The 14,045-nt window shown below is 38.6% G+C and carries 11 protein-coding genes; 3 read left to right on the top strand and 8 right to left on the bottom strand.

Going from position 1 to position 14,045, the window contains the following annotated elements; all coding sequences use genetic code 11:
• Nucleotides 1-3 precede the first annotated feature (3 nt).
• The 8 genes from ATHSA_RS08385 to murQ form a co-directional block, all read right to left on the bottom strand.
• Nucleotides 4-1,140: an exo-beta-N-acetylmuramidase NamZ family protein gene (locus ATHSA_RS08385; protein WP_161848651.1), complete on the bottom strand. Its 1,137-nt coding sequence runs from the start codon at nt 1,138-1,140 to the stop codon at nt 4-6.
• Nucleotides 1,141-1,302: 162 nt separating this feature from the next.
• The gene (locus tag ATHSA_RS08380; protein WP_161848650.1) at nt 1,303-2,607 is read right to left on the bottom strand and encodes an MFS transporter; all 1,305 of its coding nucleotides are present in this window, start codon (nt 2,605-2,607) and stop codon (nt 1,303-1,305) included.
• 118 nt (nt 2,608-2,725) lie between these two features.
• A complete protein-coding gene (locus ATHSA_RS08375) occupies nt 2,726-3,727 on the bottom strand; it encodes an ABC transporter ATP-binding protein (protein WP_161848649.1) in 1,002 nt (333 codons plus the stop codon).
• Nucleotides 3,720-4,709, bottom strand: a complete 990-nt coding sequence (locus tag ATHSA_RS08370; protein WP_161848648.1) for an ABC transporter ATP-binding protein — start codon at nt 4,707-4,709, stop codon at nt 3,720-3,722. The genes ATHSA_RS08375 and ATHSA_RS08370 overlap by 8 nt, the downstream gene beginning before the upstream one ends.
• Nucleotides 4,710-4,717: 8 nt before the next feature.
• Complete coding sequence (locus tag ATHSA_RS08365; protein WP_174755558.1) at nt 4,718-5,833, bottom strand: ABC transporter permease; 1,116 nt, start codon at nt 5,831-5,833, stop codon at nt 4,718-4,720.
• 10 nt (nt 5,834-5,843) lie between these two features.
• On the bottom strand, nt 5,844-6,815 hold the full coding sequence (locus ATHSA_RS08360; protein WP_161848647.1) for an ABC transporter permease: 972 nt from the start codon (nt 6,813-6,815) through the stop codon (nt 5,844-5,846).
• 57 nt (nt 6,816-6,872) lie between these two features.
• Nucleotides 6,873-8,648: an ABC transporter substrate-binding protein gene (locus tag ATHSA_RS08355; RefSeq protein WP_161848646.1), complete on the bottom strand. Its 1,776-nt coding sequence runs from the start codon at nt 8,646-8,648 to the stop codon at nt 6,873-6,875.
• A gap of 33 nt (nt 8,649-8,681) precedes the next feature.
• Nucleotides 8,682-9,590, bottom strand: coding sequence for an N-acetylmuramic acid 6-phosphate etherase (gene murQ, locus ATHSA_RS08350; RefSeq protein WP_161848645.1), 909 nt, complete (start codon nt 9,588-9,590; stop codon nt 8,682-8,684).
• A 470-nt stretch (nt 9,591-10,060) separates the two neighbouring features.
• Here murQ and ATHSA_RS08345 point away from each other — a divergent pair, with 470 nt between their 5' ends.
• The 3 genes from ATHSA_RS08345 to arfA are packed head-to-tail and all read left to right on the top strand — an operon-like array spanning nt 10,061 to nt 14,014.
• Nucleotides 10,061-11,047, top strand: coding sequence for a LacI family DNA-binding transcriptional regulator (locus ATHSA_RS08345; RefSeq protein WP_197739153.1), 987 nt, complete (start codon nt 10,061-10,063; stop codon nt 11,045-11,047).
• 16 nt (nt 11,048-11,063) lie between these two features.
• Complete coding sequence (locus ATHSA_RS08340) at nt 11,064-12,461, top strand: L-fucose/L-arabinose isomerase family protein (RefSeq protein ID WP_161848643.1); 1,398 nt, start codon at nt 11,064-11,066, stop codon at nt 12,459-12,461.
• 2 nt (nt 12,462-12,463) lie between these two features.
• Nucleotides 12,464-14,014, top strand: a complete 1,551-nt coding sequence (gene arfA, locus ATHSA_RS10250; RefSeq protein ID WP_161848642.1) for an arabinosylfuranosidase ArfA — start codon at nt 12,464-12,466, stop codon at nt 14,012-14,014.
• The last annotated feature ends 31 nt before the right edge of the window (nt 14,015-14,045 follow it).

Genomic DNA, 14,045 nt, shown 5'->3' with positions numbered 1-14,045 from the left:
ACATCACCTTCTGTAAATGAAATACTTCGAAGCGATATCTTTAAATTTTTTAACTTCATCAACCCATAGGCTTGATAATTCTGTGCCACTTCGTCCCTCATCGATGCCCTTTCTGTACCTTTCATCGCCGATCAAAAGATCGAAATGGTACCTTCCATCGAATTCCCATTCAAAATCTTCTTTGTAAAGATTTTTAAGAAGACGGATAAAATCAAATGTCATCTCCAGAGGTTTTATTTTGTTTTTGTCTGTCACAAAAAACTCAAGACCGTTGCATCTTTTATCTTTATATTTTGAAGTCAAAGGTACAAAAACCCTTTTTCTAAACTCAACGCCGGGATGCGGAATTTTTTTCATCTCATCGTATATTCTATCGTCTATCCATGGAGCGCCTATGTATTTAAAAGGATGGACCGTACCCCTTCCAACCGAGACATTTACGCCTTCGAGGAGGCAGAACCCTTCGTAAAGAATTGTGTGCTCGAGAGAGGGAAGATTTGGAGATGGTGTATTCCAAAAAAGACCCGTCTGATCGTAATACATATCCCGATTCCAGCCACTCATCTTCACGATCTCAAGGTCCACGTCCATTTTAAAAACATCATTGTAATATCTTGCAAGTTCACCGACCGTAAGACCATACCTCAAAGGCAACCCATATCCTCCAACGAATGATTCTAAATCCTTTTTTATTAAAGGTCCTTCGATCTTGCCAGAAAGAGGATTTGGCCTGTCAAGTACTATAAATTTTATTCCATGTCTTCCGCACGCCTCCATCGTGTAGGCAAGTGTGTATATATAGGTATAAAACCTAAGGCCAACATCCTGCATATCGTATATCATAAGATCTATTCCGTCTAACATCTCATCCGTCGGCCTTAGGTTACTGCCATAGAGAGAGTAAATGGGGATTTTATATCTCGGATCCACTTCGTTCTCAACCTTTATTCCATCGGCAGCAGCACCCCAGATACCATGTTCTGGACCAAAGATTTTGACTACCTTTATCCCGTTTTCGATCATCACATCGAGATCCATTCTCATATCACCCGAAATGCCGGTAGAATTGGTAAGAAGAGCGACATGCGAATCCTTTATTTTTGCAAATTCAAGATTGTCTATACCAATGTTTACTCTCATATTACCCCTCTCGATAATGGCTTTTTACTTTCCTCAATAAACAAATATCATGGGCATTTGTCTTTTAACAAAGAGAAAATTTATTCTCATTGAAATACCCTATTGACAAGTTCAGAAACCTCTGAAGACCTTGATGGTTCCATCCTTTCTAAATTCGGACTTTTATTTACTCTCACCTGAGGCAACCTCTAGAATTGTTTTCTTTCCAGTTTCATTTCCCCATATAAACCAAACCACTGCACCGGCAAGGCCGATACCCCATACCAGCAAATTGAACAACATGTATTGAGAAAGATTCAAATTTTGTGTTAGATAAATTGTAACGATGTAAAGACCTATACTTACAAAACGAACTATGGCCGTATATGTTCCTCTAACCTTTGTTGGCCACACCTCGCCCTTTAAAGTGTCTTCTGTAAGATATCCTATGCCATTAAAGGCATTTAAAATTATAAGTAAGACAAAGAAAAACATGAGTTCTTTTGACCATATTCCAACTGTCAAATAAGCTATCAACGTCATCACAAATGTGCCTGCATATCCTATAAGCAAAAGATTTTTTCGGCTCCATCTGTCAGCACCTAACCCAACAAAACCAATCCCGAATTCCGCTGCCATTGTGACCAATATAATCCATGCCGTCGCGGATTTAAAATAATTTGGTCCTAACACGTAAGTGAGTAATCCAAAACCGGCAGCGCCTGCAAATGCCGTTGTAATTGTTGCGAAAAGTTTTACAAAGGTCGACACTGAATTTACATGATTGTCAGTTATAGAAGATTTGATGATCTGCTGTCTCGCGTTGTATTCATCTTCACCATAGTATTTCTTTATCTCTTCCATTGCCTTGTCATGTTGTCCTTTACTTTCAAGCCATCTAATGGATTCAGGCAACTTCGTTCTTGTGAAGAACAATATTGCAAGGACGACTAAAAATGCGGCAGCGATCATTCCGCGCTGAAAAGCAACAGAATTGTAAGCGCTGGAAAGTGATACAATTGCGAGCAAAAGCCCTCCAACATTTATGAAATTCAATTCCATGAACATGGCCTTGCTTCTGTGTTTGTTTGGCATCATCTCATGAGAGGCTACCATTATGGTGTTCATCTCTCCGCCTGCTGCAAAAAGCATTATGGCAAGAAAAATGAGAATCAAAGCATAAGAATAACTGAAAATCAAACCAATTGCACCTATTGCGTAAAGAATCATGGTAAGGTAAAAGGTATTCTTCCGTCCGAAATGATCGGAAAGAGGACCTGCAAAGGCTATTCCTATTATTAACCACAAAGGAGACCAGGATAACAACAAGGATTGCAAAAATTTCGGCATTTCAACCCAACCGGTGGCTATAGCGGCAAGACTGAAAATGTAATTTTCCAAAAGCATTCCAAGCGCAAATGACCAAAAGGCAAGCGTATCCGTATGAGTCCAGTGTTCTTCTAATTTTTTAGAATTTTCACCTTTCATTTTAACCTCCTTAAATTAAAGATGATGAATAACAAAACCCTTTTCATTTAGAACACTCCTTTCTATTTCAAAAATTAGAATTCTTTTTTATATACGCCTGTTTCAGTATACTATAACTTCAAGAATTATTGACTGAAATCTCTTTTTTCTGATTAGAGTACAAATGACATGCTACAAGAGATCCTTCATGATCGCTAAGTGGAGGATCTTTTTTTGCACATATTTCCATCGCAAAGGGGCACCTTGTTCTGAATCTACAACCAGACGGTATATTTACCGGACTTGGGGGTTCACCTATTTTTACCTCTTTTTCAGCATGTTCTGACTTAATTTCGACTACCGTAGACAACAATAATTGTGTGTAAGGATGGAAAGGTTTTTCTATTAACTTATCTGCGTCATTTATCTCGACGATCTTCCCTAAATACATGACAATTATCTTTTGTCCCATATACTTTGCAACAGAAATGTTGTGAGTTATAAAAACATAAGTTAAATTATACTCTTTCTTTATATCTTGAAGTAAATTTAAAACCTGAGATTGAACTGAAACATCTAAAGAAGATGTTGGTTCATCGAGAACGATTACATTTGGTTTCATGGAAATTGCCCTAACAATGGAAATCCTTTGTCTTTGGCCTCCACTGAATTCATGTGGATATCTGTATAAGTGTTCACGTTTAAGTCCTACCTTTTCGAGAAGTTCTCCAAGATAATCAATCATTTCTTTTTTTGATCTAAAAAGTTTTCTTATTTCAAGAGGTTCTTTCAAAGTATCTATGATTTTCAACCTTGGATTAAGCGAAGAAAATGGATCTTGAAAAATCATTTGGATACTTTGCCTTACATCTATTGGTAATTGTTTGGACATATCAAACGTTTTTCCGTTAAAATTATAGAGAATTTTTCCACCTGTAGGTTTTATAAGACCAACCATTGACTTACCAAGCGTTGTTTTTCCGCTTCCGCTTTCTCCAACCACAGAGATATCCTGATTTTTATTTATCTCGATATTAATACCATCAATTGCTTTTATATAACCGAAAGTCTGAAGAAAAATCCCACGTCTGATTGGAAAATATACTTTCAAGTTATCTATTTTTATTATATTTTCATTCATAAGTATTCACCAGATTCCTATTTGGATCAACGGCCCAGCATGATACAAAATGACCCGGAGTATATTCAAAAAGTTTTGGATCATTATCTTTGCATATATCCATTCTAACTGGGCAGCGGGAATAAAATCTGCATCCACTTTTTATTTCTTTCAATGAAGGTACATTTCCCGGAATCGAATAGAGTTTTTGAGATTTACTGGTTTTCAACGTTGGTACAGAGGCTATTAACCCCTTTGTATAAGGATGAACTGAAGAAAAAATGACATCTTTGACGCTCCCAACCTCAAATATTTTTCCAAGGTATAAGACAATAATTCTGTTTGCCATTTTAGATATTACTCCAAGGTCGTGGGTTATGAATATCATAGAAAGATTAGATGATCTTTGAATTCTTTTGATGAGATTTAAAACTTGCATTTGGATTGTAACATCAAGTCCCGTTGTCGGTTCATCTGCTATGACAAGTTCTGGATTTGTAAGTAAAGCAAGTGCTATCATCGCCCTTTGTATCATTCCACCACTGTATTCATGAGGGTATTGATAAAAGCGCTTTTCTGGTTCTGGTATTCCGACAAGTTTTAACATTTCGATAGATCTTTTCTTTGCTTCCAACTTACTTACATTTTCATGCTTAAATAACACCTCAGAAAATTGATCCCCTATCGTATATAGTGGATCAAAAGCCGTCATTGGCTCTTGAAATATCATTGATATTTTTTTTCCCCTTATTTCGTCCATTTCTTTTTCAGAAATTTTGAGCAGATCTTTTCCGTTGAAAAAGATCTCTCCGGATACTTTGGCGTTAGAAGGAAGTAATCTCATTATAGACAAAGAAGTTATTGTTTTGCCAGATCCGGTTTCGCCAACTATTCCAACTGTTTCTCCCTTGTCAACATGAAAAGAAACGTTATCAACAGCTATCAGACTATCATTACTCGTTTTGAAGGTAATTGTAAGATTTTTGATTTCAAGTAATGTCATAACATATCCTACTTTCTTTCATATTGATATGGATCAAACGCATCTCTCAGTGCATCTCCAACAAAAACAAATGATAGCACAGCAACTATTATGAATATTCCCGGTATTAAAAACCAAGGGTGAAGTTCTATCGATTCAAGGCTTTCAGCGCTACTTAACAATAAGCCCCAACTTGTCATAGGTTCCTTTATACCGAGTCCTAAAAAGCTCATAGCACTTTCAGCTAAAATCATTCCTGGAATAGATAATGTTGCAACCACTATAACGTAAGACATTATGTTAGGTAAAATATGGTGTATTATTATTTTCAATTTAGTCTGCCCTGCAAGTTTTGCCGCTGAAATAAAGTCTTTTTCCTTTATGCTAAGAGTCATTCCTCTTATAACTCTTGCAAGGCCTGTCCATCCCAAAACGGAAAGTACGGTCACTATGCCAAAGTAAACCCATGTTGATGGCCAACTTGGGGGAATTATCATACTTAAGGCAAGCCATAATGGTAATGTCGGAAAGGACATTAAAACCTCTATAAGCCTTTGTATTATAAGATCAAAAGTTCCTCCTATGAAACCAGATAAGGAACCTATTACTATTCCTATTGCAAAACTTATTGCTATTCCCAGGAGTCCAACTGTCATCGATACCTGTCCTCCCACTATTGTGCGTGAAAAGAGATCTCTTCCGTATTGATCTGTACCAAAAAGCGCAAGCATTCCATGAGCATCTCGATTTATACCGAATAGATGTACGTTTGTTTTAAATAATCCGAGAAAACTATAACTCTCACCTTGCACAAATAGATGTATTGGGTATATCTCTTGCTTGTCGACTACGTACTCCATGGCATAAGTTACCGGATTTCTTTCCTCTTTTATTCCATAAACAAAAGGAATTATATGAAAATGACCTTCGGAATCAATCCAATGTATGGGAGTGGGAGGGAGATAAGTATATTTTGAATGTAAATCTGTGAAATTATAAGGAGATATAAATTGGGCAAAAAGTGTCATTAGATACATGATTATAAGTATTACCATTCCCGCCACACCAAAAGGATTTTTTGTAAGTACTTTCCACATTCTTTGAAAGTCTGTTTCTTCTTTCTTTATTTCAGTATCCTTTTTCATGTGCTTCACCTCATGTATATCTTATGCGTGGATCTATAAGGGCAAGTGCTATATCAGCGAGTAAATTACCAATTTGAAGAAGCAAGGCAAGCATCAAAAGATAAGCCATAACAAGGTATTGATCATGATTGAGAAGAGCACTGTAGAAAAAAGGACCCATTGTTGGTATATTTAAAACTATAGAAGCAATTATCGTTGAACTAAAAACTCCTGGTAGAGACATTCCAGCAATTGTTATCAAAGGATTTATTGCATTTTTGACGGCATGCTTCCATGTGACATTTTTCTCACCTATTCCGCGAGCCCTTAACGATAGAATCATTGGAGAATTCAACACATCCATCATGTTACCACGCATAATCCTCATAAGCCCTCCGATGCCTCCGGCACCTATCGCTATCATTGGTATCCACAAATGTTTGGATAGATCTATGAATTTTCCCATCGACCATGGAGCACCGATATATTGAGCTGAAAAAAGGCCTCCAACGGATCTACTTCCAAAAGATAAAGCCAAATACATTAAAAGCAATGCAAGGAAAAAATCAGGTATTGACATGCCAATATACCCCAAAAAAGTAGCCGTGTAATCTCCCACACCATATCTATGACGTGCAGAGTAAATTCCAAGTGGAATTGCAATAAGCCAAGTGAATGCCATAGAAAGCAAAGATACAGCAACTGTCCATCCCATGTATTGCCATATAAGAGCTGTAACTGGCATTTGATAAGCAAATGAATATCCGAAATTGCCATGGAAAATTATATTTCCAAGCCAATAAAAATATTGTTCTATTGCCGGTTTGTCAAGCCCGAGTGTTTGTTTCAGCATAATGACGGTTTGAGGAGAAACTCTCGCATTTTCAAGATACTGGCTTATATAACTTCCAGGTTGAAGTTTTATAATTGTAAAACATATCACAGAAATTATAAACATCATTGGAATCATTATAAGTATTCTACGAATTATATATGAAAGCATTCTTTCACCTCTTCTCTAAAGAACATAGGGGCGAGCATCATACTCGCCCCTTTAAAATCATTTTAAAAATGTTGTGTAAGTCGTGAAAGCAAGTTGACCATTTGGCGCTACAAAGAAGTTACCTATATTATTTTGGACCGCAATTAGAGTATTTGGAACGGCAACGAAAATAAATGGAATCTCAGTTGCATAAATTTCTTCCCATTGATAGTAATACTTTAATCTTTCGGCAAGAGTCATCTGGGCTTGTCCTTGAGCAAAATCGTTGTAAACGATCTTTTCCCACCACATCATATGATCAAATAAAGGTTGTTGTGTTTTCGAATCCATAGTTGACAAGTGAACTATGTAAAGCGGATATCCTGGACTCCAAATAGGAGTTCTTAAGGCTGGATCGGGTTGATCTCCCCAACTTAACAAAGCAGCATCAAAATTTCCAGCCATTGCCATTTGATACGCAACACTCAAATCCAAAATCTGAAGATTTAGTTTTATTCCTATTTTCTGTAAATCTTTTTGATATATTACGGCTATTCCTGACATTGTAGGACTATTACTCCATGTAAGAAGATTGAATTCCACAGGTTGACCATCTGGGAATTGCCTTATCCCATTTGGACCCATTTTGAGTCCAAGAGAATCAAGTATGCCATTTGCCGCCTGAAGATTAAAGTTTCTTGCAAGTGATGATGCCTCAGGATCGTAAAAAACATTTCCTGGAAGAACTGCCGGTATATCGCCGGTAAAATTTGCAAGTCCATTATAAACTTCATTTATTATCTCATTTCTATCTAAGGCGTATTCCATTGCCTCTCTGAATTGTAAATTTCTAAATAGCGATCTTAAATCCGGATTTTTAGCGTCAAAATTGAAAGTTATAAATGGATGTGGGGTTGCTTGACCGCTTGAAAGTGTATTGTAGACACTGAAAGGAGATCCTGCCAATTGCTTTTGTTTTAGATATGGAAATTGAGAAGCACTTATCCCAAGCCAACTTATTTGTCCAGACTGGAACATGGCAAGTTGCGTTTGTGGATCTTTGACAATTAAAAAGTCCAATTCGTTAAAGTACGGTAGTTGATTTCCGTATGGGTCTACTTCCCAGAAATTTGGGTTCCTTTTTAAAATAACTTCCTGACCCGGGATATACTTGTAAAGTACATAAGGTCCTGTTCCAACGATCTGATCTGGTGGTGTATTTACAGTCCAAGCCTGGTTATAATAAGATGGATCGGTAACTTTTGGATTGTATTTAGGTAAGTAGTTGGCAAGTATATGCTTTGGCAAGATATATGCTGGTTCAAGAACTGTGAAAAAAGCTCCGTAAGGTTTCGGAAGTAATGCTGCAACTGTATAATCGTTTATTTTTATCCATTTAATGGGAGTCCCATCGACTGTGAACCTGTCCCATTCATTTCCCAATGCATGTTTATTCATAACAACATCGTTAAAAGTAAAAAGCACATCATCGGCTGTAAATGGCACTCCATCTGACCACAAAACATGGCGAAGATGGAATATAACTTCAGTTCCTCCAGGAGAGACTTCCCAACTTGATGCCAGTGCGGGCTCAACTTCATTTGTTATAGGATTGGCCTGAACAAGAGGACTAAAAAGTTGGCCATCAACTGTATAGGCTGCCGATGATAACGTCCCGTAATAGTTCCAAGATTGTGGTTCAGAGCCAAGTACTAAATACAAAGTTCCTCCGTATTTTCCAGGTCCTTGAAAAAGATTAGATGCTTCGGTAAAAGGATCCGGTGGTAAAGCCGCAAAAACGATAAAAGAAAGTACTGACAAAATCGCCATAATTACTAAAAACTTTTTACCCATCTTTATCCCTCCATTCAAGTGAAAAATAAAAAATTAAACTTTGCTTATAGCCATTCTCACATTGCCACCGCTCTTTTCAAGCAATTCTTCCGCCTTCTTTACAGAAGAATTGGTTAAAGCCATTATTATGGCTACTTTTGGCCTCATTCCAGAGGCTTTCAGCAATTCTTCCGCCCTTGACTTGGAAATGCCCGTTGCGCTTACGATTATGTTTATAGCCCTTATGACTAATTTTTCGTTTATTGGAGTAACATCGACCATGAGATTTTTGTAAACCTTGCCAAGTTTTATCATCGAGATCGTGCTTAACATGTTCAAGACCATCTTTTGTGCCGTTCCAGCCTTAAGTCTTGTTGATCCCGTTACAACCTCTGGCCCGGTCACGACTTCTATCGGTACATCGACCATAGAAGACAATTTAGCGTTGTGAACGTTGGATATAGATCCAGTTAATGCCCCAAGTTGTCTTGCCTTTTCAATTGCCCCTATTACAAAAGGCGTTCTTCCACTTGCCGAGATGCCTATCACCACATCTTTGGAAGAAACATTGTTTTTCAAAATCTCTTGCGCACCACCTCCCCAATCGTCCTCAACATTTTCAAGCGATCTTACCATCGCCTCCGGTCCTCCGGCTAAGATTGTTATAAACGTTCCAAATGGTAAATTGAATGTTGGTACCGTCTCAACCGCATCTATCATAGCAACACGACCGGAGGTGCCGGCTCCGACATATACACATCTTCCACCATTTTTTATTGCGTTTGATATCTTTTCTGCAAGTTGGGATATCGGAACAAGTGCTTTTTCCACGGCCAACGCTATGGTTTTATCTTCATCATTCATGATTTTGGCAATTTCGATGGAATCCATTGTGTCAATTTCTGCGGTTTTGGGATTTGATTGCTCCGTTTCAAGCGCTTCTATTTCTTCGAATTTAGGCAAATCATATACCTCCCCTGAAAGTTATATATACAACTATTCATAAATTATATATATGTTTACATACATCATCAAATGCTTTTATTGGTAGTTATAACCGATTTTGGGCAAATACCCGGCGCTACATCTTTATATCTAACCGGCATGGAGTTTTTCTTTCAATAAGCACGAATTGCGTGTAACATAGCGGACAAATTATTATGAATTCGTCAAAAACATCTTTCCAAAATGAAAATTTGTCTTTTTTTATTACAAACATTCATCTATTTCCATTTGTGTGGTCATTGATACATGTTGGTTCTATTAATTTGTTGATAATCGTCAATATTATATGATATCTAAATTTGTCTGAACTTAAACGCCAGAAATAGCCAAAAATTGTTCAAAATCGTCTGAAAACGGGTTCGTATATTTTAATTTGATATTATAAAATATGTTCGGTATCGATACCGGTATCGATTAGGAGGGTGATGATGAGTTACGTTACTGTTAAAGACATAGCAAAAGTTGCCGGAGTTTCGGTGAATACAGTCTCTCGCGCGTTGAACGGTAAGCCTGACATAAATGAGGAAACAAAGAAGAAGGTGCTTGAGGCGGCAAAAAAGTTAGGCTATATTTCGAACAGATCTGCGCTTTCGCTTAAAAGACAAAAGAGTTACATTGTCGGAGTCGTAATCGAAGACAATGCAAACCCTTTTTGGGCCGAGGTGTTGAAAGGTGTTGAATCTACGGCAAAGGCGTATGGATATCATGTTATTCTTGCAAACACCGCTCGAAATTATGAAACAGAGGCCGAAGGAATAAAAATGCTTATCGAAAGGCGCGTTGATGGCCTTTTGATCTCTCCGGTTCAGGAGAAATACGATGATATTCTGAACCTTAAAAAATACGAAATCCCCTTCGCGATAATGGGAAGGCATGTTGAAGGTTTAGATGCCCCTATGGTTTACGATGATGGAATAAGAGGTGGTAGCATTGCGACCGAATATTTGATAAAGCAAGGATGTAAAGAAATAGCCTTTATCGGTGCCCAGCCTTACAATACAGCCTCATCTGAAAGATGTCAAGGTTATAAAAAAGCACTTCAAAAAAATGGCATGAGTGTAAAGGATGATCTCATAAAAACTGGCGGGATAGAAATAGAGGGTGGATATAATTCGGTTATGGACCTGGTCGCAAATCATACGGAATTCGATGGCATCTTCGTCTACAACGATTTAATGGCTTTGGGAGTTATAAAGGCTTTAAAAGAATTGAAGATAAAAATTCCGGAAGAGGTTAAAGTTATAGGATACGATGACATTTCCTACTCGTCATTTATATGTCCATCTTTAACGACGATGAGAATGAAGAAATTCGAAATAGGTGAGATTGCGTTTAAGATGCTTTTTGATTCGAATGAACAAAACAAAGATGAAGTCGTGCTTCACTCAGACCTTGTAATCAGAGAAAGTGCTTGAAAAATAGATTGGAGTGATGAATGTGGAAAGGAAACCTAAAATTGGACTGATTGGAATTATGCAGGAACTCTACGACAATATGCTTCCGGGCATTACCGAAAGGCAGGCAAATTACGCAAAAGAAGTCGTAAAACAACTAAGCGATGTTGCAGACGTTATCTTTACAGCCCCTGCACGCGTAAGAGATGATATAGAAAAGCAGGTAAAAGCCTTCAACGATTCAGATGTTGATGGAATTATGATTGTCATGCTGACCTACAGTCCTGGAATGAGGCTTGTGAGGGCTTTTGTGGAAAATCACCTTCCGGTTTTACTTGCGAATATTCAGCCGGAACCAACGGTAACAGATAAATGGGACATGGGAGATCTTACCTACAATCAGGGAGTCCACGGCGCTCAAGACAACGCGAATGCTTTGATCAGGACCGGAGTTAATTTCACCGTCTTAACAGAGGACTGGAAATCAACAGACTTTAAGTCGGCATTTTTAGACTGGGCCAAGGCTGCGCAGACCGTTACGAAATTAAGAAAGATGAAAGTTGCCATTTTTGGGCAAATGCCCGGAATGGGAGATATAACCGTTGATTCATCGGCTTTTATGAGAAAAATAGGGCCCCAGATAGTTCATGAGAGCATGGGATCGATATATTCCATTTTTGAAAAGGTTAGCAAAAAAGAGATCGATAATCTCATCGAAAAGCAGAAAAAATATTTTCAGATAGATCCCAAACTCAAAAGAGAAGATCACGAATACGCGGCAAGATTTGAGATCGCGATAAAGAAATTCCTCGAGGCAAATGGATACGAAGCATTCAGCATATATTTTCAGGCCGTTGCAAACGACGGAAGGTTCAGGCAGTTGCCGATGATGGCTGCATCCGATTTGCTGGCCGAAGGATACGGTTACGGTGCAGAAGGAGACGCATGCGCGGCAACACTCGTTGCGGCAGGCCATACGTTGATCGGAGATGCCCATTTCACCGAGATGTACGCAATGGATTTCAAAAGGGATTCCATCCTCATGAGCCATATGGGAGAGGGTAACTGGAAGGTTGCAAGAAAGGATAGACCGGTAAAACTCATCGACAGACCTCTTGGCATAGGCGGACTTGAAAATCCTCCGACCGTTTTATTTAGTGCTCAGCCTGGATCCGGAACTATTGCATCTTTGGTCGCAATTGAGGGAGAACGGTTCAGACTCGTCGTCTCAAAAGGCGATGTGTTAGATACCGAGGAGATGCCGCATGTCGAGATGCCATATTTCCATTTCAAGCCGGAAACAGGCGTAAAAAAAGCCTTAAATGGCTGGCTTAAAAACGGCGGAACGCACCACGAGTGCTTTAACATCGGCGATCAAACAAGAAGATGGAAATTGCTTTGCGAAATGCTTGGGATTGAATATGCGGAGGTTTAATTTTGAAAAAAGAAAATGTTGAGTTTAAAAGATCAAAACTCATCTTAGACAAAGATTACCAAATAGGAAAGGTGGATAAGCGCCTCTTTGGATCATTCATAGAGCATCTCGGTCGCGCAGTCTATGAAGGCATATATGAACCCGATCATCCTTTGGCAGACAAGGATGGCTTCAGAAAGGATGTCATAGAACTTGTCAAAGAATTGAACGTGCCAATCGTAAGATATCCCGGAGGAAATTTCGTTTCAGGATATAACTGGGAAGACGGAATAGGGCCACGTGAGAAAAGAGCGAGAAGGCTTGATCTTGCATGGCATTCGACTGAGACCAATCAAGTCGGCATAAACGAATTTGTCGAATGGACAAAAAAGGTGAATTCTTCGGTTATGTTATCTATAAATCTTGGAACACGCGGCATAGATGACGCAAGGAATATAGTGGAATATTGCAATCATCCGTCTGGCAGTTACTGGAGCGATTTGAGAATATCCCACGGATACAAGCAACCGCATAACATAAAAGTTTGGTGCCTTGGCAATGAAATGGACGGACCATGGCAAATAGGTCATAAGACCGCTTACGAATACGGCCGAATTGCGAATGAAGCGGCCAAGGTCATGAAGTGGGTTGATCCATCGATAGAAGTCGTTGCTGCAGGAAGCTCTGGATGGCATATGCCGACATTTGGCGAATGGGAATCGACTGTGCTTGATCTTGCATATGAAAATATCGATTACGTGTCATTACACGCTTATTACGGCAATCAGGAAAACGATACGCCTAATTTCGTCGCAAAATCTTTGGATATGGAAAATTTCATAAGATCAGTCGTATCGGCATGCGATTATGTGAAGGGTAAAAAGCACAGTTCAAAAACTATAAATCTCTCTTTTGATGAATGGAATGTCTGGTTCCATTCTCACGAAGAAGATAAAAAAGTTGAACCTTGGTCTGTAGCACCTCATTTGCTCGAGGATATATACGATTTTGAAGATGCGCTCCTTGTCGGATCTATGCTCATAACCTTGTTGCGCCATGCTGACAGAATAAAAATAGCCGCTCTTGCCCAACTTGTCAACGTTATAGCCCCGATAATGACGGTAAAGGGCGGTAAATCATGGAAACAGACGATATTTTATCCGTTCAAACATGCATCGAATTACGGAAGAGGCACTGTACTTAACACGATCGTCGACTCTCCGAAGTACGATTCGAAAGATTTCTCGGACGTTCCGGTACTCGATTCAACTGCCGTTTTTGAAGAAGAAAGCGGAAATATAACGATCTTCGCCGTTAACAGAGACCAAAAAAATGATCTTTTGCTTGAAGGAGATCTTCGCGGATTTGATGGCAAATACAAAATAATAGATCACATAATCATGCAAAATGACGATCCGAAGGCATCAAATACGGTAAACAATCCTGATAACGTTGTTCCAAAAAGTGCAAAGGTTAATGATGTGACTGTAAAAGACGGAAAATTTTCTCTGCCGATACCTAAATTTTCATGGAACGTGATAAGAATTGAAAAATTGAATCCGACATTTCAGTAAAGTAGGAATTTTTGAATTGGAGGTTTGAAAA

This window comes from Athalassotoga saccharophila (genome assembly GCF_009936215.1).
GTDB lineage: Bacteria > Thermotogota > Thermotogae > Mesoaciditogales > Mesoaciditogaceae > Athalassotoga > Athalassotoga saccharophila.
Note: the sequence above shows the minus strand (reverse complement) of the source record. Positions and strands in the feature narration are given on the sequence as shown.